Source organism: Streptomyces sp. NPDC001904, assembly GCF_040297005.1.
Lineage (GTDB): Bacteria > Actinomycetota > Actinomycetes > Streptomycetales > Streptomycetaceae > Streptomyces.
On the sequence record NZ_JBEOYI010000011.1, the window covers coordinates 45512 to 64654 of the forward strand.

Consider the following 19143-nt stretch of genomic DNA (forward strand, 5'->3'; position numbering starts at 1 on the left):
ATGCATGTGGTGAAGGTCTCCGGCGACGGGCACCCGCACCGACGGCGCGTACGCGAAAAGAGCTGAGCCCCGCCGCGGTGTGCGGCGGGGCTCAGCCCTGATGATCCAGCTCGGCGGAGCGTCAGTCGTTGCCGTTGCCCGGCGTCGGCGTCGTCTTCTGGATCTGGAGCAGGAACTCCGCGTTGGACTTCGTCTGCTTCATCTTGTCGAGGAGCAGCTCGATCGCCTGCTGCTGGTCGAGCGCGTGCAGCACGCGGCGCAGCTTCCAGGTGATGGCGAGCTCGTCGCTGCCGAGCAGGATCTCTTCCTTACGGGTACCGGACGCGTCGACGTCCACCGCCGGGAAGATGCGCTTGTCGGCGAGCTTGCGGTCGAGCTTGAGCTCGGCGTTGCCCGTGCCCTTGAACTCCTCGAAGATCACCTCGTCCATGCGGGATCCGGTGTCGACGAGCGCGGTGGCGAGGATGGTCAGCGAGCCGCCGTCCTCGATGTTGCGCGCGGCGCCGAAGAAGCGCTTCGGGGGGTACAGGGCCGTCGAGTCGACACCACCGGACAGGATGCGGCCGGAGGCCGGGGCGGCGAGGTTGTACGCGCGGCCCAGACGGGTGATCGAGTCGAGCAGCACGACGACGTCGTGACCCAGCTCCACGAGACGCTTGGCGCGCTCGATGGCCAGCTCGGCGACGGTCGTGTGGTCCTCGGCCGGACGGTCGAAGGTCGAGGAGATGACCTCGCCCTTGACCGACCGCTGCATGTCGGTGACCTCTTCCGGACGCTCGTCGACCAGGACGACCATCAGGTGGCACTCGGGGTTGTTGTGCGTGATCGCGTTGGCGATCGCCTGCATGATCATGGTCTTGCCGGTCTTCGGCGGGGCCACGATCAGACCGCGCTGGCCCTTGCCGATCGGCGCGACGAGGTCGATGATCCGGGTCGTCAGCACGCCCGGGTCGGTCTCCAGGCGGAGCCGGTCCTGCGGGTACAGCGGCGTCAGCTTGTTGAACTCCGGGCGCCCGCGGCCGGATTCGGCCCCCATGCCGTTCGCCGAGTCGAGGCGGACCAGCGCGTTGAACTTCTCGCGGCGCTCGCCCTCCTTGGGCTGGCGCACGGCACCGGTGACGTGGTCACCCTTGCGCAGGCCGTTCTTGCGGACCTGGGCCAGCGAGACGTAGACGTCGTTGGGACCGGGGAGGTAGCCCGACGTACGGATGAAGGCGTAGTTGTCGAGGATGTCGAGGATGCCGGCGACGGGGATCAGCACGTCGTCGTCGGACACCTGCGGCTCGTTGCCGAAGCCCTCGTCGCGGCCGCGACGGCCACGGCGGTCGCGGTAACGCCCGCGGCGGCCACGACGGCCGCCCGCCTCGTCGTCGAAGTCGTCCTGCGGACCGTTGTTGCGGTCCTGGCGGCCGCCCTGCTGCTGACGGTTGCCGCCGCCCTGGCCCTGGTCCTTGCTGCCGCCGCCGTCCTGGCCGCCGTCGCCCTTGCCGCCACGGCGGTCACGGTCGCGGCCACCGCGGTCCCGACGGTCGCGGCGCTCGCGCCGGCCCTCGTTGCCGCCGTTGTCCTGGCCGTTGTCGCCACCCTGGCCGCCGTCCTGCTTGGACTCGGCCTTGGCCTCGGCGGTGACGGTCTCCGGGCTGCCCGCCTCGGCGGTCGCGCGGCGACGCCGGCGCTCACCGGCGGGCTGCTCGTCCCCGGCGCCCTGGCCCGGGATGTCGATCTGCTGCTGGGCGACGGCCTTCTTCGCCTTGACAGCGCCCGACTCGGCCTTCTCGGCCTTGGCGGCGCCGGAGTCGGCCTTGTCCGCCTTGGCGTCGACCGCGGACTCGTCGCCGGTACGGGCCTTCGAGGTGGCCCGGCGCTTCGGCTTGGCCTCGGCGGTGTCGGCGCTCTTCGCCGGGGCACCGCCGCCGGCCTGAGCCTCCTTGATGACCTCGATCAGCTGGCTCTTGCGCATCCGCGCAGTCCCCCTGATACCGAGGCCCGATGCGACCTGCTGCAGCTCGGCCAGCACCATGCCGTCGAGGCCGGTACCGCGGCGCCGCCGGGCAGGCGTAGCAGAGGTGTCCCCTGCAGACGCTGCGGGCGCGGCAGCAGAGCTGTCGGCAGTCACGCCCATCAGATCGGTGGTGTCGCTCACGAAGGGTCCTTCCCTGGAGCGGACGTCGGCCTGTCTGGCTCGGCGACCGGTTGTGCTGTCCGGCGGTGGTCCTCTCGGTACGGACCGTGCCGGGGCGGTTGTCCGCCGATGAGGCGGAAGAATTCATTGGTGGCGGCGATTCCGGATTCCGCGGGTGCACTGAATTTCCGTGTCACGCGGCTCGGTCACGCCGGTTCCGGAGCAAGCTCGGCAACGTTCAGCGCGAGCTGTCGACAGGCGACGGCATCGCGATGAATTGCTGGGGAGGCTCCCGGAAGAATGGTTGTCCCGGACGGGGACACACAGCACCTCGCCATGGTGGGGTCGGGTGCAGGTTTGAGGTTAACACTACCGGATCCAACAAACATTCCCCCTCTCTCATCCGGCAACCGTGTGTCAGGAGCCAAGCGGCAGCACGCTCGCTCCGTCGACGTCGAGGGCCAGGCGATTGGCCGCCCATCCCTCTCCGGCCAGCCGGGCGACCTTGTCGGCCGCGCCGTCCTCCACGAGGGCGAGGACCGTCGGCCCCGCCCCGGAGATCACTGCGGGGACACCGTCGGCCCGCAGCCGCTCCACGAGGGCGGCGCTCTCCGGCATGGCCGGAGCGCGATACTCCTGGTGAAGGCGGTCTTCAGTGGCCGGCAGCAGCAGCTCGGGGCGCCGGGTGAGGGCCTCGACGAGCAGGGCCGCCCGGCCCGCGTTGGCCGCGGCGTCCACATGGGGGACGCTGCGCGGCAGGAGTCCCCGCGCCATCTCGGTGAGGACGGGCTTTCCGGGGACGAAAACCACCGGAACGATGGAATCCGCGGCGGCCAGGCGGATCGCCCGGCCCGCGCCGCTCTCCATCCACGCGATGGTGAAGCCGCCGAGGAGGCAGGGCGCCACATTGTCCGGGTGGCCCTCGATCTCGGTGGCGAGTTCGAGCAGCGCGGCGTCGTCGAGCCGGGCGTCGCCGCCTATCGTCACGGCGCGCGCGGCGACGACGGCCGCGACGATGGCGGCGGAGGACGAGCCGAGGCCGCGGCCGTGCGGGATGCGGTTCGCGCAGACGATCTCCAGGCCGCGCGGCTGTCCGCCGAGCGCGTCGAAGGCGGTGCGCAGGGCCCGTACGAGCAGATGGGACTCGTCGCGCGGCAGGTTCTCGGAGCCCTCACCGGCAATGTCGATGTTCAGCCCGGAGTCGGCGACCCTGACGACCACGTCGTCGTAGAGCCCCAGCGACAGGCCGAGGCTGTCGAAGCCCGGACCGAGATTGGCGCTGGTGGCGGGGACGCGCACCCTGACGGCGGCGGCGCGGAACGCGGGACCGGCCATCGCTCGATGACTCTCCTTGAGCTGCGGGATGTTTCGAGAACTGCCGAACACAGTCGAACGGTCGAGGTTTCGAGAACTTCCGAGACTTCCGATGTTTGTGATGCGTACGTCGATACCCGGGCCGCGATCGACGGAATCACCAGAGAAAACGACGGAACGGCGGCGGCACCGCTGCATATGCGGTGGGCGGGTTCGGTACAGCCTATCGAAGGAAGGTTCTGTGGCGACATAGGGCGCACAGGAGGCGCACGATGCGTGTCGTAAGCCCCCTGTGCACCCCGTATGCGGATAAGTCCAGTTGACGAGGTGTCAGCGTCGCATAAGGACTCAGGCGAGGCCGAGACGCTCGGCCGCGGCGGCCGCGTCGACCGGGACGGTCACGGGCTGCGGAGCACCGGCGACGGCCCAGTCCGGGTCCTTCAGGCCGTTGCCCGTCACGGTGCAGACGATCCTCTGGCCCTTGTCGACCTTGCCCTGCTCGGCGGCCTTCAGCAGACCGGCGACGGACGCGGCGGACGCCGGCTCGACGAAGACACCCTCCTGGGACGCCAACAGCTTGTAGGCGCGCAGGATCTCACGGTCCGTCACCTCGTCGATGAAGCCTCCGGACTCGTCGCGCGCGGCCTCGGCCTGCTGCCACGAGGCGGGGTTCCCGATGCGAATCGCGGTCGCAATGGTGGACGGGTCCTTGACGACCTCGCCGCGCACGATCGGCGCGGAGCCGGAGGCCTGGAAGCCCCACATGCGCGGGGTGCGCGACGACACGCTGTCGGCGGCGTACTCCTTGTAGCCCTTCCAGTAGGCCGTGATGTTGCCCGCGTTGCCGACCGGGAGGACGTGGATGTCGGGCGCGTCGCCGAGCGCGTCCACGATCTCGAACGAGGCCGTCTTCTGGCCCTCGATGCGGAACGGGTTGACGGAGTTGACCAGCGCCACCGGGTAGTTCTCGGAGAGGCTGCGGGCCAGGTTCAGGCAGTCGTCGAAGTTGCCGTCGACCTGGAGGATCTTCGAGCCGTAGACCAGCGCCTGGCCCATCTTGCCGAGCGCGATCTTGCCGCGGGGCACCAGGACGGCGCAGACCATTCCGGCGCGCACGGCGTAGGCCGCGGCGGACGCCGACGTGTTGCCGGTGGAGGCGCAGATGACGGCCTGCGCGCCCTCCTCCTTGGCCTTGGTGATGGCCATGGTCATGCCGCGGTCCTTGAAGGAGCCGGTGGGGTTGGCGCCCTCGACCTTCAGGTGGACCTCGCAGCCGAGGCGCTCGGAGAGGACCTGCGCGGGCACGAGCGGCGTGCCGCCCTCGCGCAGCGTCACGACCGGCGTGGTGTCGGTCACCGGGAGCCGGTCCCGGTACTCCTCGATGATGCCGCGCCACTGGTGGGTCATTCCGGTCATCCCTGCTACTCCCCTTCAACACGCATGATGCTGGCGACACCGCGCACGGTGTCGAGCTGACGCAGCGCGTCCACGACCCCGGTGAGGGCCGCGTCCGCCGCGCGATGGGTGACGACGACGAGGGAGGCCTCGCCGTCCTTCCCCGACTGGCGCACGGTGTCGATGGAGACGCCGTGCTCGGCGAAGACCGTCGCCACCTGCGCGAGAACGCCGGGCTTGTCGGCCACGTCGAGGCTGATGTGGTACCGCGTCACGACGTCGCCCATCGGGGAGACGGGCAGCTGCGTGTACGCGGAGTCGCCGGGTCCGGTCGCGCCGCCCAGCCGGTTGCGGCAGACGGCGACGAGGTCGCCCAGGACGGCGGACGCGGTCGGCGAGCCGCCGGCGCCGGGCCCGTAGAACATCAGCTGGCCCGCGGCGTCGGCCTCGACGAACACGGCGTTGTACGCACCGCGCACGGAGGCCAGCGGGTGGGTCAGCGGGATCATCGCCGGGTGCACGCGGGCGGTGACGGACTGGCCGTCGGCGGCCCGCTCGCAGATGGCGAGCAGCTTGATGGTGCAGCCCATTTCCTTCGCGGACGCGAAGTCGGCGGCGGTGACCTCGGTCATGCCCTCCCGGTACACGTCGTCGAGACGTACGCGCGTGTGGAAGGCGATCCCGGCGAGGATGGCGGCCTTGGCGGCGGCGTCGAAGCCCTCGACGTCGGCGGTCGGGTCGGCCTCCGCGTACCCGAGGGCGGTGGCCTCGTCGAGCGCCTCCTGGTACCCGGCGCCGGTCGAGTCCATCTTGTCGAGGATGAAGTTGGTGGTGCCGTTGACGATCCCCAGGACGCGATTGACCTTGTCCCCCGCGAGGGACTCGCGCAGCGGCCGGATCAGCGGGATGGCGCCCGCGACGGCGGCTTCGTAGTACAGGTCGCGCCCGTGCTCGGCGGCGGCCGCGTGCAGGGCCTCGCCGTCCTGGGCGAGCAGCGCCTTGTTGGCGGAGACGACGGAGGCGCCGTGCTCGAAGGCGGTGGTGATGAGGGTGCGGGCGGGCTCGATCCCTCCGATGACTTCGACGACCACGTCGATGTCGCCGCGTTTGACGAGCGCGGTGGCGTCCGTGGTCACGAGGGCGGGGTCGATCCCCTCGCGCACCTTGGAGGGACGGCGGACGGCGACACCGGCGAGCTCGACCGGGGCGCCGATGCGGGCGGCGAGGTCGTCGGCGTGCGTCGTCATGATGCGCGCCACCTCTGAGCCGACGACCCCACAGCCCAGCAGCGCCACCTTCAGCGGACGCGTACGCATCATCCGACCTCGTTTCCTCTCCTACTGCGACATGGCACTACGCACCACATCCCTACGGTGGGTCCAGTCTCACTTACCGGACCGGGGATTCTGCCCCCGGTCCGGATGATGAGACAGATATTTCATTTATCCGACGTCGAGACGCAGGAGATCTTCCTCCGTCTCGCGCCGCACGATCACCCGGGCCTCACCGTCGCGCACGGCGACGACGGGCGGGCGGAGCGCGTGGTTGTAGTTGCTGGCCATGGAGCGGCAGTACGCGCCCGTGGCGGGCACCGCGATGAGGTCGCCGGGCGCGATGTCGGCCGGCAGGAAGGCGTCCTTCACCACGATGTCGCCGCTCTCGCAGTGCTTGCCGACGACGCGCACGAGCAGGGGCTCGGCGTCGGAGCGGCGGGAGACGAGGGCGACGGTGTACTCGGCGTCGTAGAGCGCGGTACGGATGTTGTCGGACATCCCGCCGTCGACGGACACGTACGTCCGCAGTCCGTCGAGCGGCTTGACGGTGCCGACGGTGTAGAGCGTGAACGCGGTCGGCCCGACGATGGCGCGGCCCGGCTCGACGGAGATCCGGGGCGTCCGCAGGGAGGCGGCCTCGCACTCCCGCGTCACGATCTCGTTGAGCGCCTTGGCGATCTCGTGCGGCTCGCGGGGGTCGTCGTCGCTGGTGTACGCGATGCCGAGGCCGCCGCCGAGGTCGATCTCGGGCAGCTCGACGCCGTGCTCGTCGCGTACCTCGGCGAGCAGTCCGACGACACGGCGCGCGGCGACCTCGAAGCCGGCCATGTCGAAGATCTGCGACCCGATGTGGCTGTGGATGCCGATGAGCTCGAGCCCGTCGAGCTTCAGCGCCCGCCGCACGGCCTCCGCGGCCTGTCCCCCGGCCAGCGCGATGCCGAACTTCTGGTCCTCGTGCGCGGTGGCGATGAACTCGTGAGTGTGCGCCTCCACGCCCACGGTCACCCGGATCTGCACGCGCTGCCGCTTGCCGAGCCCGTCGGCGATGTGGGCGACGCGGACGATCTCCTGGAAGGAGTCGAGGACGATGCGCCCGACCCCGGCGGTGACGGCGCGCTCGATCTCCTCTTCCGTCTTGTTGTTGCCGTGGAAGGCGATGCGCTCGGCGGGCATGCCCGCGGCGAGCGCGGTGGCGAGTTCCCCGCCGGAACAGACGTCGAGGTTGAGCCCCTCCTCGTGCAGCCACCGCACGACGGCCCGGCTCAGGAACGCCTTCCCGGCGTAGAACACGTCGGCGTCCGGCCCGAAGGCGTCGCGCCAGGCGGCGCAGCGGGCGCGGAAGTCGGTCTCGTCGAGGAAGTAGGCGGGCGTGCCGAACTCCTCGGCGAGCCGGGCGACCTCGATGCCGCCGACGGTGGTGCCGCCGTCGGCGGTGCGGGCCACGGTCTGCGACCAGACCTTGGGGTCGAGGACGTTGAGGTCGGTGGGCGGGGCCGCGTAGTGCCCTTCGGGCAGGACGTCGGCGTGCCGGGGACCTGCGGGGTGTGCGGAACGGCTCATGGCTGCGGTTGCGCTCTCTTCGGGGTGCTCATACGTGGGCGGGGGCGTCGATGCCGAGCAGGGTCAGGCCGCCGGCCAGCACCGTCCCGGCGGCTTCGGCGAGCGCGAGCCGGGCGCGGTGGGCGGCCGAGGGTTTCTCTCCGCCCAGGGGCAGCACGTCCCCGAGGGCGGGCAGCAGCGTGTCGGCGACGACGACGAGGTGCCGGGCGATGCGGTCGGGGGCGTGCTGGCGGGCGGCGGAGAGCAGGATCCGGGGGTACTCGGCGAGGGCGCCGACGAGCTCGTCGTGGCCCGGGGTGCTTCCGGGGGCGCTGTCGAACCCGAGGTCGGCGGCGTTGCGCGTCAGGCCCCGGGTGCGGGCGTGCGCGTACCGGACGCGGAAGAGCGGGTTCGTCTCGCGCTGCGCGAGGAGGGCGGCGCGGTCCTCGGCGGTGGCGGTGCGGGGGTGGTCGTGCGCGGCCGGGTGGAGCAGGGCCCAGCGAGCGGCGTCGGGGCCGAGGCGCCGGAAGAGCTCGTCGGGGTCGGGTACAGGGACCGGGCGTACGGCGACGGCTTCCAGCCCAGACAGGGAGGTGGCGTCTCCCCGATGCACCTCGGCGCCCTGGCTGCGGGCCGTGCGCGTGAGGGCGTCGGCGACGACCTCGGCGCGCAGCTCGCGCGGGACGCTCAGATCGAGCCGGACGCCGCGCAGGGCGATCCCGTGCCCGTAGTCCGACCCCTGCCGAAGAATGTCGGCGACGAGCTCCCGGCCCGGCTCGGCGGCGGCGAGCGTGAGATTGAGGAACCCCGGCCCGGTGATGTCGACGGCCGCGATCCCCGGACTGCCGCTCAGCCGCCGGGACAGCACCTCGGCGATCTGGCGCGGGGGCCGGCCGGTGGGCTTGGCGATCTGCAACGCGGCGTTCGTGGCGTAGTCCCCGTGCCCGCCGGGCCGCGGCCGCTCGACGACGACCCGCGCGACGGCCTCGTCGACGGCCCTGTCGGCAACCACACCGAACTCACCGTCGTCGACCGCGCGACGAACGGCGCGCAGAACGGTGCGGGAGAGGTCGGCGGGCGTCACAGGGCAAGCGTAGGGGAGGAGGGGGGTGGGTAGGCGAGTCGGTTGTGCGGATGGTCCGCGATGCGGACGGGATGGGTGGGCACAGAGGACCGCTCTCACCGCATCGGGCATTCAGTCACCTAGGTGACCCAGGTGACCTCAGGCGTCGGCAGTGCGGGTGGCGCGCCCCGCCGAACCGTCACCGCTCTCCTTGGGCGGCTCGGACTCGTCCCCCGCCTCGACACCACTCTCGCCGGCCCGCCCGGGGGTGCCGCGCTCCCTCTCCTGCCCTCTCCCCCGCTCACTCAACTGGCCCACCACACGGACCAGTTCACCGGGCTCGAAGGGCTTGGCGAGGAAGGCGTCGACGCCGACGTCCAGCCCGTTCTCCACCTCGTACTGGGTGCAGGCGCTCACGATGACGATGGGCAGATCGCTAGTCCGGTCGTCGGCGCGGAGCCGGGCGGCGGTACGCAGGCCGTCGAGGCGCGGCATGACCACGTCGAGGGTGACGATGTCCGGCTGCACCTGATGCACGACTTCCAGACATTCGGCACCATCAGCCGCGGTCACGACCTCGAAGCCCTCCAGCTCGAGATTGACCCTGATCAACTGCCGGATCACCTTGTTGTCGTCCACGACAAGGACCCGGCCGGACGCGCCTGGCACAACTCGAGAGTAGGTCCGCACCGGCCACCGCGTCCGGGTTTTCCCCACTTCCGCCCCGTACAGGGGACACGGGCCCCCTCCCGCACCGTTCCGCCACCTCGGAAAACCTGTTCATGAGGACCCCGGGCAAGCTGGTACTGTTCTACCCGTCGCCACGCACTGCGAGGCGCACGCCCCCGTAGCTCAGGGGATAGAGCAACGGCCTCCGGAGCCGTGTGCGCAGGTTCGAATCCTGCCGGGGGCACCTTGAACTAGGTGCCTAAAGACCCCGTCACCAGCAGAGATGCTGACGGCGGGGTCTTCTTGCGTTTGCAGGCGTGTGCAGCCGTAGGCCGCCCTGAGCGGCCCTATGTCAGAGTCTGTGGACTATTCGTGGACAGGATCTTGGAGCATCGCCCCAGGTCAGCCCTCACAAATCCGAGACCACGACGAAACGACGAAGGCCCCCGGACAGGTCCAGGGGCCCAGCGTAGCGACGCTCGATCACGTCACTCGTACTCACTCAGAAGATCCTCGATGCGCCGGTTGGCCACTTCCTGACGGCCGTCGAGGCACTTCGCGTAGCGGCCCAGGAGGACCTCAACACTGTTGCCAGCACGCTCGGCAACCTCGGTCGGGTCTACCCCGGCGTTGAGCCACGTCGACAGCGCGGAGTGCCGCAGATCGTACGGCCGCCGTGCCAGTGGAGAGGCGACCGCGGCCGGTGGGAGAGCGAGCTCCCTTGCCTCCTGCCAGGCCCGCGAGTACGTCGAGGAGGCCACCACTCCCCCGCCTTCGCTGTAGAAGAGGCGACCGTCCGCAGCCGTGCCGAAGGTGTCGAGGTGTTCGCACAGAACGGCCACCAGCTGAGGCGGGATCGGGACGCGGCGTACGTCCTCGGCGGGACGGTTCTTGAGTCCCCGATCGTCGTGGCTCTCACCGGAATCGGTCCACTGTCTGCCCACGCTCGGACGGGTACGATGCAGGGTGATCGTGCCCCAACCGAATTCGGGGAGAACGAGATCAGGTTCAGCGAGCCCAACCGCCTCGGCGGGACGCAGGCCGGCGAAGTACATGCAGGCGAAGAGCCCGACGAGTCTCCGGCCGCGGGACCGCTTGTAGCCTCCGACGTACGACACCGCGGAGAGGAGCGCCCGAGCCTGCTGAGGATTGGCCACCACCCGCGGATCCACCTCGCGGGACACCTTGGGCTTCTGCCAGCGGACCGCGGCCAGGGGATTCTCCTTGAACTCCCCCAGGTCAACGGCGTAGTGCAAGGCGTTCACGAACGTGCGTCGCTTACGCCGTACGGTCTCCGCGGCAGCGGCCTTGCCGTCGAGGCGCAGTTTGAACGAATCGAGCACCGCGCGAGCCCTCACCGGGTCTCCCAGGTGGTTCAGCGGTTGCGAGGCCTTCGACACCCAGTGCAGCGTGTTCGCAACGTCCTTCGGGAGCTCCCGGTCATCAGGCCCGGGCAGCACGAACGCCCAGTTCCTCAGAGTCTTTCGGAGCAGAGCCTCAGTCGGGCGCCCTGGGCGCTCTTCCAGCATCGCTAACGTCACCGAAGTCAGCGACTCATTGATTCCGTCACGGGTGTTGGGCGCGGCGTGCGGCCACTTCAGCGCGAGATATCGGAGAGCGAAGGCGTACCACGTCACGGTTGGCCGACTGTCCGCCATCGACTGCGGCAGCCCCGTGACGTCGTCGAACTCCTCGCCGCCGCGCGTCGCACGCAGCAGCTTGGCGCGGTAGTGATCAGCCAGTGCCTTCGTCCGGAACGACTCGGACATGACGTTGCCGGCCACGGACCAGCGCACGTCGTAGGCCGGGCGCTTGGTGGGGCGCTTTCGGACGCCCCAGATCTTCACGTCGAGAGATTTCACGCAGCCTTCTCCAGACCACGCAGCCAGGCGTCAAAGTCACTACGCCACACCCTGAGCTCGCCGTTAGGGAGCTTGAATGCTTCCGGTGCCTGGCCAAGCTCCCGCCAGCGGTAGAAGGTACGTCGAGAAATCCCACCGAGATCGGCAAGGATCTGCGGCACCGTCATCAGCTCGTCCTTCATCTCAAGCTCCCTCTTGTGCAAGCAGCTCTTCGCGGGCGGTTTCGCGGTTCTGCGCGATGTCGCGGCGGATGTTGGCGGCGAGCCAGGACTCCCCTGGTGTGTGACCGTGGCCGGCGTAGGTCCAGTGGGCGAGCGTGAGCATGGTCTCTTCGGGGATGTCGTCGGGGTCGGGCAGGCCGAGGGAGGCGCGGTGTTGGGTGGCGCGGTAGTCGGCGCGGACCTGGCGGAGGGCACCGAGGGTGGTGGAGTAGGCGCGGGATTTGGTGGAGAAGTGGCCGCGGAAGCCGAGCATGTGGGCCCAGTCGCGGAGCTTGCGGTCCGGGTAGGCGGCGTTCAGGTCGAGGCAGGCTTCGATCAGGCGCCGGGGGTGGTCGGGCACATCGAGGAGGAGCAGGGCCTCCTTGTTGCCGATCCGGCGGTCGACGGTGCCGGTGGTCTCGGCTGCTTTGGTGGCGTACTTGGCGACGTAGGAGGCCACGGCCTGTTCGGTGATTTCGGAGCAGTCGCCGAATGCCTTGATCTCGCGCACGTCGAGGCGGTCACCCCAGCAGAAGACGCGGGCGGGATGCTCGCCGGAGGCGTCCAGGTCGACACGGACCCGGGCAGCCGCGGCGTGGAGCGCGTCGGTCAGCAGGGCGACGCTCGCCCAATGCGGAGGCAAGGAGCCAGGTCCGTCCGGCCCGTCGAAGCGGACCACGGCATGGAAGTGGATGGCGCCGCGCTTTTGGTACTCGGCGACCTTGCCGAAGGACACCTTGGACTGCTCCCGGGCCGCTTTCTGGGTCAGACCCGCGCGGGCGGCGACCTCGCGGCGCAGGTAGATAGTGAAGAAGCGCCACAGCTCGGAGGCGTGGTTGTTCCACAGCACCGCCCCCGCGTAGTCGTAGGTCTCGGGGTCGAGCGGTGTGCCCAACTCGGGCGCGTCTTCGGGGTGGCGGGTGCCGCAGCGGCAGGGCCGGTTGTCGGGCCGGTTGTGGACCGGGCCGAAGCTGGGAGCGGTGAGGGTGGCGAAGACGCGGGGGTGGTCGCGGATGGTGTGCGGGGTGCCCTTGTCGGGGTCGCCGACGAGTCCGGCGCGGATCAGGTGGTAGGTGTCCCCGGCGTAGGTCCAGGCGCAGGAGGGGCAGCGCGAGGCCCGGCGGTTGCCGCACGCGATGCGGAGTCGACCGCCGGGCTCGGTGTCGGTCGAGTAGGAGAACAGGGCCTGTCCGGTAGCGCGGTCGCGGGTGACGGTCGAGCCGGTCAGGTGGATGGGGTCGGAGCAGCCGCCGGTACGGCGGATCTGGTCCTGGATGCGGTCGAAGCCCGGGGACCCGGCGACCCTCAGCACGTCGGCGAGGGTGGCCGGGTCCAGGCCCGCCACGGTGGCGGTGTCGGTCATGTGGTGCACCACCCGTTGTCGCAGCCTTCGTCATCGGTGTCGAAGTCGAACAGCGGGAGCTGGGTGCCTGCCTTAAACAAGTCGCGCAGCGGGCGGCCGGTGCGGGTGAGGTAGACCGACCGTTTGCCCTTGGCCGCGAGGAAGGTGTTGATGGTGTCCTCAATCTCGCAGGCCCGCTCGAAGCGCTCGGGGTCTTCGAGGTGCATCGCCTGCCACTCGGGGATCTTGCGCATGGGGCAGAAGTCGCAGGAACTCTTCGGCGGCACGGGCAGGCCCGCAGAGCGGATGATGCGCGGGCAGTCGGTGCGACGGATGCCGAGTTCCAGGAGCGGATAGACCAGCTCCTCGTACGGCATGGCCTTGCCCGCGTTGGCACGGGCGATCTCATCCAGGCTGATTCCCATGGCGACCGTGGCGCGGTTGGTCTCGGTGGCGCCGTGTGCCTTGAGCCAGGCGCCGGTGACAAGGATCTTGAAGTCGTAGGTGCAGTTGCGCTTGCCCGGCTTGCCGTTGGTCAGGAAGACGGGGATGGTCTGCCGGCTACCGCGGCTGGTCATGATCCGCTGCCGGATCGTCTCCGTCGTGCCCTTGGCCTCTCGATGCAGCTCGATCAGGTCCAGGCCGTGGGCTGCGGCGTAGGGGGCGGCGTAGCGCTCGACGTAGGTGAGGGTGTGCGGGTTCTCGCTGTCAGGCCCGACGTTGGCGAACAGGAAGGTCCGGAAGTCGATACGCCCCTGAGCGGCCAGGACGAGGGCGGCGGTGGACTGCCAGCCGCCCCCGAAGCTGAAAGTACGCAGCGCGGGAGTGGTGGTCATCGGGCACCGCCCTTACGGCTCTCGCGGGGCGGGTCGGAGTGGTAGCGGCTGGTGCCCAAGTCGCGGCCGTTCTCCTGGTGGCGCGGGGCGCTCGGGTTGTTGTCGTTCCAGTCCTCGGCGCACACCTTGTGGACGGGTTCACCGGAGTGGGCGCGCAGCGGGGTCGGCTTGCCGCACTGGGTGCAGGAGCAGTTCCCGGAGTGGTCGTAGTGGTCACCGTTGTTCCAGTTCAGCAGAGCCATCACGGTCACCGCCCGACGCGAGCGAGGAGGGAGGCCGGGGGGGTGTGGCCGTGGCCCTTGCAGGCGGGGCAGGTGGCGGTGAGCGTCTGGCGGGAGCCGTCCCGGTTGCGCAGGCCGGTCGTGATGGCGACGAGAGGGAAGCCGTCGCAGTCGGCGCAGATGCGTGCGCGGGCAGGGGTGGGCTGGGCCATGATGGAACTTCCTTCCGGATCGTTTGGTTCGGGCAGGAGGCGCGGCTCCGGAGCGGACGAAACTTGGCGGTAGAGGCCGCTCCGGGGCCGGTCAGCGGTTCTTGATCTCGCTGTTGATGAGCGAGCGGACGACGAGGGCGACGAGGGCGAGCGAGCCCGCGGTGATCGCGACCGCGAGGAGCATGGAGACCAGCACGGCGCCGACCACGAGGACGGCCGCGGTGCCGCCGCCGACGAGGAGCGCGATCGAGCCGGGAGTGAGCTGGACCGTGGGCCGGTTGTTCGCGGCCGGGGCGGGGGCCGGGTGCTGGCAGGCACAGGCCGGGGCGTGCTGGTGACCGTCCACGGCCGCGGTGTTGAGCGGGATGATCTGGCCGGTGGGCTGGTCGTTGACCGGGATCTTGGGGGTGAACACGAGCGGTCCTCCTTTCGCGGGTGGGTTAGTTGATGAGGGAGCCGACGACCGGGCCGAGGAAGCTTCCGGCGATGAGGTAGCCGCCGAGCAGGAGCAGGACCACGAGCCAGATCGGGGGGCGGGTGAGCTTGATGCCGAGCCATCCGACGACGAGCGCGGCGAGCCAGAGCGGGACGTCCATGGCGGGGTCTCCTAGGCGGTGCAGCGGTGGGTACGGGCGGCGAGTTCGGCACCGGAGCGGTTGTCGTACTCCGTGGAGAAGTCGCAGCGGGGCGCGGTGCAGGCGGCGGCGTGACGTTCGCGTCCGCGACCGTCGTAGAAGGTGGCGACCTGCACGGGGCCGATCTTCTGCACGTTGCGGAACTGGCGGTAGGCGGTCATGACGGGCGGTCCTTTCAGGTGAGTTGGAGGTGGGCGGCGATCGAGTCGACGACCTGTGCGGGGAGTCCGAGTTGGGCGCGCAGGTTGGCGACCGGGAGCTGTGTGCCGGTGGTCGTGCGGTGGTGGTCGGCGAGCTTTCGGGCGTGGTCCAAAAGGGCCGGCGGAACGTTCGCCGGGACCGGCTCAGGCTCCGCAGCCGGTTCGGGGGCGGGGAGTTCAGCAGGCCCGGGCGGCTCGGGGCGCTCATCGAGTTCGGGCGCGGGGTCGGTGCGGTGCATGTCGACCGCGGGTGCGTCCTCGGTCGGCTCCGGGGCCACGGGAGCCGCGGGGGTGTGGACGAGGAGCGTGCCGCCGAGGAAGGCGAGCGCGGGCCATCCCGCGACGACGATCCGGAGCCAGGCCGGGACATGGGCCAGGTTGAGGAGTCCGGCGGTGGCGATGTTGGCGCCGAGCGAGGCGAACAGGGCGATCACGAACCAGGCCCAGGCGGCACGGTCCCGGCGGGCGGTCCGCAGGCGCCGCCAGGCCGCAACGAGCAGCAGGTCGACACTGATCGGGTAGGCCCATGCCTTCCAGCCGGACTGTCCGGCCGCGGAGGCGAGGTCGTGCAGGTGGGAGAAGGACAGGGCACCGGCAATCACGGCCTGAACGAGTACGGCGTCCACGCGGATCGAGCGGTTCATGTCGCTTCACCTCCTTCAGGGCGTTGGGCCGGGGGCGGGGCGGGGAGTCGTGTCCGGCCGCCCCTGCCCCGGGCGGTCATTCGGCGGGGGCTTCGCCCGAGCCGAGGCAGGTCAGGCAGAGGCCGGACTGCTGGCCGACGACGCGGTGCTCACGGCCGACCTGAATGTCACGGGAGACCTCTCCGGAGCCCTTGCAGGTCGGGCACGCGGTGCTGGGTGGTGCGGGGGCGGGTTTCTTGACCGGGGCCATGGGTGGTGCTCCTTCCGGATTCGGGCATGGGCGGGGTAGGGACGTGGCGCGAGGCGGTCACGCCAACCGGGGTGAGCAGCAGGTCAGAAAGCTGCCGGGGCCTGTTTCGGCATGGGCGGGATGATCAGCGTCGGATCGAGCGGCACGACCGGCCGGAACGGCTCCAAGGCCGGGAGATCCGGGATCAGGTGGACGGACTCGCGGCAGGCCGCCACAGTCTCCTCGACCGAGGTCAGCGGGGTGCGGATGCGTCCCCAGCCGCCGGAGGCATCGGCGGCAACGGCCTGCCCGGGGCGGTCGGCGGGGATCGTGCACGCGGCTGGGATCGACTCCGGGGCCACGTCGTTCAGGCCCATTTCCGCGGTCTGCTTGTCGTTGACCCGGTGCACCACGCGGCCGGTGAGCTGGGCACGGAGCATGGTGGCGCCCTTGCCCAGCTCGGAGCCGAAGCGCTGCCCGCAGATCTCCAGGTAGATGCCGACCGCGCGGGAAAGCTGGGCCAGCCGGATCATCCCCGTCACGATCCGCTCGCGGCGTTCCTCGTCCTTCTTGGAGGAGATCAGGAAGAGTTCCGCGATCTCGTCGACCAGAACCACGATGGGCGCCGGGCGCAGGTACTCGGGGAGCTCCCACAGGTCCGAGACACCGTGCTTGGCCAGCAGATCGAAGCGGTCTTCCATCTCCGCCACCAGCACATCGATCAGCGAGGCGGCATCGTCCGGGGTCGTCGCGAGCGCGGACAGGCGCGGGGCGTAGCGAGACTGCTCGACCCCGCGCTTGCAGTCCATCCCGACCAGAGCGACCGGGAGTTGGGCCAGTCCCTTGATGAGGTTGCGCTGGTACATGGACTTGCCGGACTGGTTCGCGCCGAGGGTGAGCGCGTGGGGGATCTCGCGGTAGTTCCGCACGTAGGCGGTTCCGTCGTCGCGGAGGGCGACCGGTACCACCAGATCGCGCGGGGTGGCCTTCTTCGGCATCCGCACCCGGCGGAGCAGGTCGAAGCCGGTCATCCGCAGTTCCACGAAGCCGGGCTTGGTCGCGCGGACGTGGACCGAGTGGACACCCCAGGCGTGGCGCAACCGCTCGGAGGCGGCGGCCAGGTCGGCGGGCTCCAGACCGGCGGGCAGGCGCAACGTGACGCGAAGGCCGGACGAAGTACCCCACACCCGGCGGATCTTCGGGGCCATCGGTCGGACCTCGTGGCGGGCGACCCGGCGCGACATGAACGCCCGCAGTCCCGACGGCTGCACGGTCAGCCCGCACACGTCCATGGTGTTGCGGTAGGAGAGGGCGAACCGGCCGTAGGTGAGCGGCAGGCCGACCGTCGCCCAGTAGGCCCGGGGTGCACGGACCCTGGCGTATCCGGCGCCACCAGCCGCCGCTAAGGCGCCCGACGCCTCCAGCCACACGATCGGGTCGGCCATGATCAGGCCGCCGTCGTGATGGCGATCGCGCGGAACGAGATCCCGTGGCGCTTCTGGCCGTTGAACTCGTTCTCCCAGTCGCGGGCCTTGAGACCGGTGACCCGGACCGGGATACCCGGGGTGAGGTTCTCCGGGAGACCCGTCTCCGGGATGGTCACCTGGTAGAGGTTGCCCTCCCCGTCGTCCGAGACCAGCAGGCCCACGGTCGACAGCGGCGCGTTCGTGTCCCGGTCCATGGCCCGCTCGCCCGTCTTCTGGTTCACCAGCTTCGGCGTCGGCGCTGTCGCCACGAACACCACAGCGGTCTGAAGGTCGATCTTGAAGGACGGCATACAGCTCTCCTTGTGATCCACGACGCCCACGATGAGCGAGCGCCCAACTGGCTTGAGCCACTTACTGGCTTAAGCCAGTTGAGCACACGCAGCGCTCAGGGTCAACAAGGTGGCTTGAGCCAGTTGCTAGACTGCGGACATGACTCCGTCCGGCCCTCCGACCCAACGGCCTCCGAGCAGGCGAATTGCTGATGATCTACGCCGCAGGATCGAATCCGGAGAGCTGAGCAGCGGGGACAAACTTCCGTCGGAGCGCGCCCTGGCCGACGAGTACGGCGCGGCCCGGAACACTGCCCGGGAAGCCGTTCGGATCCTCCGCGAACAAGGCCTGGTGACGTCGAAGCACGGCAGCGGAGTCTTCGTGCGCGAGCCGCAGAAGCTCTTCCGGTTCGGTAGCGATCGGTACTCGCTCAAGAACCGCGAGACGGGCCTCACGCCGTTCAGGCTGGAGTGCGCCCGGCAAGGCAAGGTCCCGAGGATCGATGTCCCGTCCATTGCCCGTGAGCGCCCACCGACGGATGTTGCCGAGCGTCTGAAGGTCTCTGCCGACGAGGAAAGCGTGGTTCACCGCGAGAACCACTACTTCGCGGACGACGAGCCGGTGCAGATCGTCTCGACGTACCTTCGCTGGGATGAGGCTCAGGGAACGCTCCTGATGCAAGCCAAGACCGGCAAGGACGGCATCTACGGACGGCTCCAAGACCTTGGGCACGTCATGACCCGCGTACGCGACGAGATCAGCGCCAGGATGCCGACGCCGGCAGAGGCAGCGATTCTCGACCTACTCCCCGGCGTGCCAGTGCTCGACGTTCTGCACACCAGCCTCGATCAGGACGAAGTTCCCTTCGAGGTCTCCCGCTACGTCCACCGCGCCGACCGCACCGGGCTGCTCTACGAACTGCCCGTTGAGTAGACAGGAGTCCTCATGGCTTCCACGATCGTCCGCCCCTTCGAGAGCGATGACCTAGATCCCGCTGCTGCCGCGCTGGTTGAAGTCCACAAGACGGACGGCTATCCGGTGGAGGGGATTGAAGATCCTCAGGGCTGGCTCTCGTCAGACGATGTGCTGGCCGCATGGGTGGCCGACGAGGAGGGGGAAGTCGTCGGGCATGTCGCCATCATGCGACCGCGAGGCGAGGACGCTGTCCAGATGTGGACCAAGCAGAGCGGTGACGACCAGGCTCATGTAGCCGTCCTGGCACGGCTGTTCGTAGTCAGGGCTGCACGGAAACACAAGACCGGAGAGCGCCTGATGGAAGCCGCGATGCGCTTTGCTCAGGAACGGGATCTGCGCCTGGTGCTCGACGTCATGACGAAGGATGTCGCTGCCATGCGGCTCTACGAACGGCTCGGCTGGCTCAAGATCGGCAAAGCCACTCACCACTTCGGAACCGACCAGAGCATCCCCGCCGTTTGCTACGTCTCGCCCCCAACGGCCTGAGAGCTGTTACAAGTTTCTCTACCTCATCAAGCACCCGGCTGCGCTTCGCTCCGCCGGGCGGGCTTCCCGGCTCCGCTCGGGGCGCCGCTCCTGCCTTCGGCCCGCTCCGCCCCGGCTGCGCCGACGCCCGCCCACTGTGGATAGGCCCGGAGGTCATGAGTCGAGCAC

General features: G+C 69.9%; 22 protein-coding genes and 1 tRNA gene. 3 read left to right on the forward strand and 20 right to left on the reverse strand.

Annotated features, from left to right (window positions below; all coding sequences use genetic code 11):
• Positions 1-121: 121 nt before the first annotated feature.
• From rho to ABT127_RS19565, 7 genes are all read right to left on the reverse strand, one after another.
• Positions 122-2143, reverse strand: coding sequence for a transcription termination factor Rho (gene rho, locus ABT127_RS19535; protein ID WP_351451341.1), 2022 nt, complete (start codon positions 2141-2143; stop codon positions 122-124).
• A 396-nt stretch (positions 2144-2539) separates the two neighbouring features.
• Positions 2540-3457 carry a homoserine kinase gene (gene thrB, locus ABT127_RS19540; protein WP_351451344.1) on the reverse strand — a complete coding sequence of 306 codons (918 nt, stop codon included), beginning with the start codon at positions 3455-3457 and terminating at the stop codon, positions 2540-2542.
• 327 nt (positions 3458-3784) lie between these two features.
• On the reverse strand, positions 3785-4843 hold the full coding sequence (gene thrC, locus ABT127_RS19545; RefSeq protein WP_351451744.1) for a threonine synthase: 1059 nt from the start codon (positions 4841-4843) through the stop codon (positions 3785-3787).
• Positions 4844-4857: 14 nt separating this feature from the next.
• On the reverse strand, positions 4858-6150 hold the full coding sequence (locus ABT127_RS19550) for a homoserine dehydrogenase (RefSeq protein ID WP_351451346.1): 1293 nt from the start codon (positions 6148-6150) through the stop codon (positions 4858-4860).
• A 123-nt stretch (positions 6151-6273) separates the two neighbouring features.
• Positions 6274-7665 (reverse strand): diaminopimelate decarboxylase, encoded by a 1392-nt coding sequence (gene lysA, locus ABT127_RS19555; RefSeq protein ID WP_351451349.1) that lies wholly within the window; start codon positions 7663-7665, stop codon positions 6274-6276.
• 28 nt (positions 7666-7693) lie between these two features.
• Positions 7694-8728, reverse strand: a complete 1035-nt coding sequence (gene nrtL / locus ABT127_RS19560) for an ArgS-related anticodon-binding protein NrtL (RefSeq protein WP_351451351.1) — start codon at positions 8726-8728, stop codon at positions 7694-7696.
• A 138-nt stretch (positions 8729-8866) separates the two neighbouring features.
• Positions 8867-9376, reverse strand: coding sequence for a response regulator (locus ABT127_RS19565; protein ID WP_351451354.1), 510 nt, complete (start codon positions 9374-9376; stop codon positions 8867-8869).
• A gap of 172 nt (positions 9377-9548) precedes the next feature.
• Here ABT127_RS19565 and ABT127_RS19570 point away from each other — a divergent pair.
• Positions 9549-9620: transfer RNA gene (locus tag ABT127_RS19570), tRNA-Arg, on the forward strand.
• A gap of 244 nt (positions 9621-9864) precedes the next feature.
• Here ABT127_RS19570 and ABT127_RS19575 read toward each other — a convergent pair.
• From ABT127_RS19575 to ABT127_RS19635, 13 genes are all read right to left on the reverse strand, one after another.
• Positions 9865-11238, reverse strand: a complete 1374-nt coding sequence (locus ABT127_RS19575; RefSeq protein WP_351451356.1) for a tyrosine-type recombinase/integrase — start codon at positions 11236-11238, stop codon at positions 9865-9867.
• Positions 11235-11420: a helix-turn-helix transcriptional regulator gene (locus ABT127_RS19580; RefSeq protein ID WP_351451358.1), complete on the reverse strand. Its 186-nt coding sequence runs from the start codon at positions 11418-11420 to the stop codon at positions 11235-11237. The genes ABT127_RS19575 and ABT127_RS19580 overlap by 4 nt, the downstream gene beginning before the upstream one ends.
• Before the next feature lies 1 nt (position 11421).
• Positions 11422-12801 carry a replication initiator protein RepSA gene (gene repSA / locus ABT127_RS19585; protein ID WP_351451360.1) on the reverse strand — a complete coding sequence of 460 codons (1380 nt, stop codon included), beginning with the start codon at positions 12799-12801 and terminating at the stop codon, positions 11422-11424.
• The gene (locus ABT127_RS19590) at positions 12798-13616 is read right to left on the reverse strand and encodes an adenine nucleotide alpha hydrolase family protein (protein WP_351451363.1); all 819 of its coding nucleotides are present in this window, start codon (positions 13614-13616) and stop codon (positions 12798-12800) included. The genes repSA and ABT127_RS19590 overlap by 4 nt, the downstream gene beginning before the upstream one ends.
• On the reverse strand, positions 13613-13858 hold the full coding sequence (locus tag ABT127_RS19595; RefSeq protein ID WP_351451366.1) for a hypothetical protein: 246 nt from the start codon (positions 13856-13858) through the stop codon (positions 13613-13615). Before ABT127_RS19595 ends, ABT127_RS19590 begins: the two co-directional genes overlap by 4 nt.
• Positions 13859-13863: 5 nt before the next feature.
• The gene (locus ABT127_RS19600; protein ID WP_351451369.1) at positions 13864-14049 is read right to left on the reverse strand and encodes a hypothetical protein; all 186 of its coding nucleotides are present in this window, start codon (positions 14047-14049) and stop codon (positions 13864-13866) included.
• Between the two features lie 91 nt (positions 14050-14140).
• Entirely contained in the window at positions 14141-14464 is a 324-nt protein-coding gene (locus ABT127_RS19605) for a SpdD-like protein (protein ID WP_351451371.1), read from the reverse strand.
• 25 nt (positions 14465-14489) lie between these two features.
• The gene (locus tag ABT127_RS19610) at positions 14490-14645 is read right to left on the reverse strand and encodes a hypothetical protein (protein WP_351451374.1); all 156 of its coding nucleotides are present in this window, start codon (positions 14643-14645) and stop codon (positions 14490-14492) included.
• Positions 14646-14656: 11 nt separating this feature from the next.
• The gene (locus ABT127_RS19615; protein ID WP_018470795.1) at positions 14657-14845 is read right to left on the reverse strand and encodes a mobile element transfer protein; all 189 of its coding nucleotides are present in this window, start codon (positions 14843-14845) and stop codon (positions 14657-14659) included.
• Between the two features lie 14 nt (positions 14846-14859).
• Positions 14860-15528 carry a DUF2637 domain-containing protein gene (locus tag ABT127_RS19620; RefSeq protein WP_351451377.1) on the reverse strand — a complete coding sequence of 223 codons (669 nt, stop codon included), beginning with the start codon at positions 15526-15528 and terminating at the stop codon, positions 14860-14862.
• Positions 15529-15604: 76 nt separating this feature from the next.
• On the reverse strand, positions 15605-15778 hold the full coding sequence (locus ABT127_RS19625) for a hypothetical protein (RefSeq protein ID WP_351451380.1): 174 nt from the start codon (positions 15776-15778) through the stop codon (positions 15605-15607).
• 83 nt (positions 15779-15861) lie between these two features.
• Positions 15862-17202, reverse strand: a complete 1341-nt coding sequence (locus ABT127_RS19630) for an FtsK/SpoIIIE domain-containing protein (RefSeq protein ID WP_351451382.1) — start codon at positions 17200-17202, stop codon at positions 15862-15864.
• A 2-nt stretch (positions 17203-17204) separates the two neighbouring features.
• Entirely contained in the window at positions 17205-17534 is a 330-nt protein-coding gene (locus ABT127_RS19635) for an SCO3933 family regulatory protein (protein ID WP_351451384.1), read from the reverse strand.
• 139 nt (positions 17535-17673) lie between these two features.
• Between ABT127_RS19635 and ABT127_RS19640 the strand changes: the two genes are divergently transcribed.
• Positions 17674-18447, forward strand: coding sequence for a GntR family transcriptional regulator (locus ABT127_RS19640; RefSeq protein ID WP_351451387.1), 774 nt, complete (start codon positions 17674-17676; stop codon positions 18445-18447).
• A gap of 12 nt (positions 18448-18459) precedes the next feature.
• Positions 18460-18975: a GNAT family N-acetyltransferase gene (locus ABT127_RS19645; protein WP_351451389.1), complete on the forward strand. Its 516-nt coding sequence runs from the start codon at positions 18460-18462 to the stop codon at positions 18973-18975.
• Positions 18976-19143 lie beyond the last annotated feature (168 nt).

What these genes read in the sequence shown, in the direction of transcription:
- thrB (WP_351451344.1), bottom strand. Translation starts at nt 3,457, where the DNA reads ATGGCCGGTCCCGCGTTCCGCGCCGCCGCCGTCAGGGTGCGCGTCCCC.
- thrC (WP_351451744.1), bottom strand. Translation starts at nt 4,843, where the DNA reads ATGACCCACCAGTGGCGCGGCATCATCGAGGAGTACCGGGACCGGCTC.
- ABT127_RS19550 (WP_351451346.1), bottom strand. Translation starts at nt 6,150, where the DNA reads ATGATGCGTACGCGTCCGCTGAAGGTGGCGCTGCTGGGCTGTGGGGTC.
- lysA (WP_351451349.1), bottom strand. Translation starts at nt 7,665, where the DNA reads ATGAGCCGTTCCGCACACCCCGCAGGTCCCCGGCACGCCGACGTCCTG.
- ABT127_RS19580 (WP_351451358.1), bottom strand. Translation starts at nt 11,420, where the DNA reads ATGAAGGACGAGCTGATGACGGTGCCGCAGATCCTTGCCGATCTCGGT.
- repSA (WP_351451360.1), bottom strand. Translation starts at nt 12,801, where the DNA reads ATGACCGACACCGCCACCGTGGCGGGCCTGGACCCGGCCACCCTCGCC.
- ABT127_RS19590 (WP_351451363.1), bottom strand. Translation starts at nt 13,616, where the DNA reads ATGACCACCACTCCCGCGCTGCGTACTTTCAGCTTCGGGGGCGGCTGG.
- ABT127_RS19595 (WP_351451366.1), bottom strand. Translation starts at nt 13,858, where the DNA reads ATGGCTCTGCTGAACTGGAACAACGGTGACCACTACGACCACTCCGGG.
- ABT127_RS19600 (WP_351451369.1), bottom strand. Translation starts at nt 14,049, where the DNA reads ATGGCCCAGCCCACCCCTGCCCGCGCACGCATCTGCGCCGACTGCGAC.
- ABT127_RS19610 (WP_351451374.1), bottom strand. Translation starts at nt 14,645, where the DNA reads ATGGACGTCCCGCTCTGGCTCGCCGCGCTCGTCGTCGGATGGCTCGGC.
- ABT127_RS19615 (WP_018470795.1), bottom strand. Translation starts at nt 14,845, where the DNA reads ATGACCGCCTACCGCCAGTTCCGCAACGTGCAGAAGATCGGCCCCGTG.
- ABT127_RS19620 (WP_351451377.1), bottom strand. Translation starts at nt 15,528, where the DNA reads ATGAACCGCTCGATCCGCGTGGACGCCGTACTCGTTCAGGCCGTGATT.
- ABT127_RS19625 (WP_351451380.1), bottom strand. Translation starts at nt 15,778, where the DNA reads ATGGCCCCGGTCAAGAAACCCGCCCCCGCACCACCCAGCACCGCGTGC.
- ABT127_RS19630 (WP_351451382.1), bottom strand. Translation starts at nt 17,202, where the DNA reads ATGGCCGACCCGATCGTGTGGCTGGAGGCGTCGGGCGCCTTAGCGGCG.
- ABT127_RS19635 (WP_351451384.1), bottom strand. Translation starts at nt 17,534, where the DNA reads ATGCCGTCCTTCAAGATCGACCTTCAGACCGCTGTGGTGTTCGTGGCG.
- ABT127_RS19640 (WP_351451387.1), top strand. Translation starts at nt 17,674, where the DNA reads ATGACTCCGTCCGGCCCTCCGACCCAACGGCCTCCGAGCAGGCGAATT.
- ABT127_RS19645 (WP_351451389.1), top strand. Translation starts at nt 18,460, where the DNA reads ATGGCTTCCACGATCGTCCGCCCCTTCGAGAGCGATGACCTAGATCCC.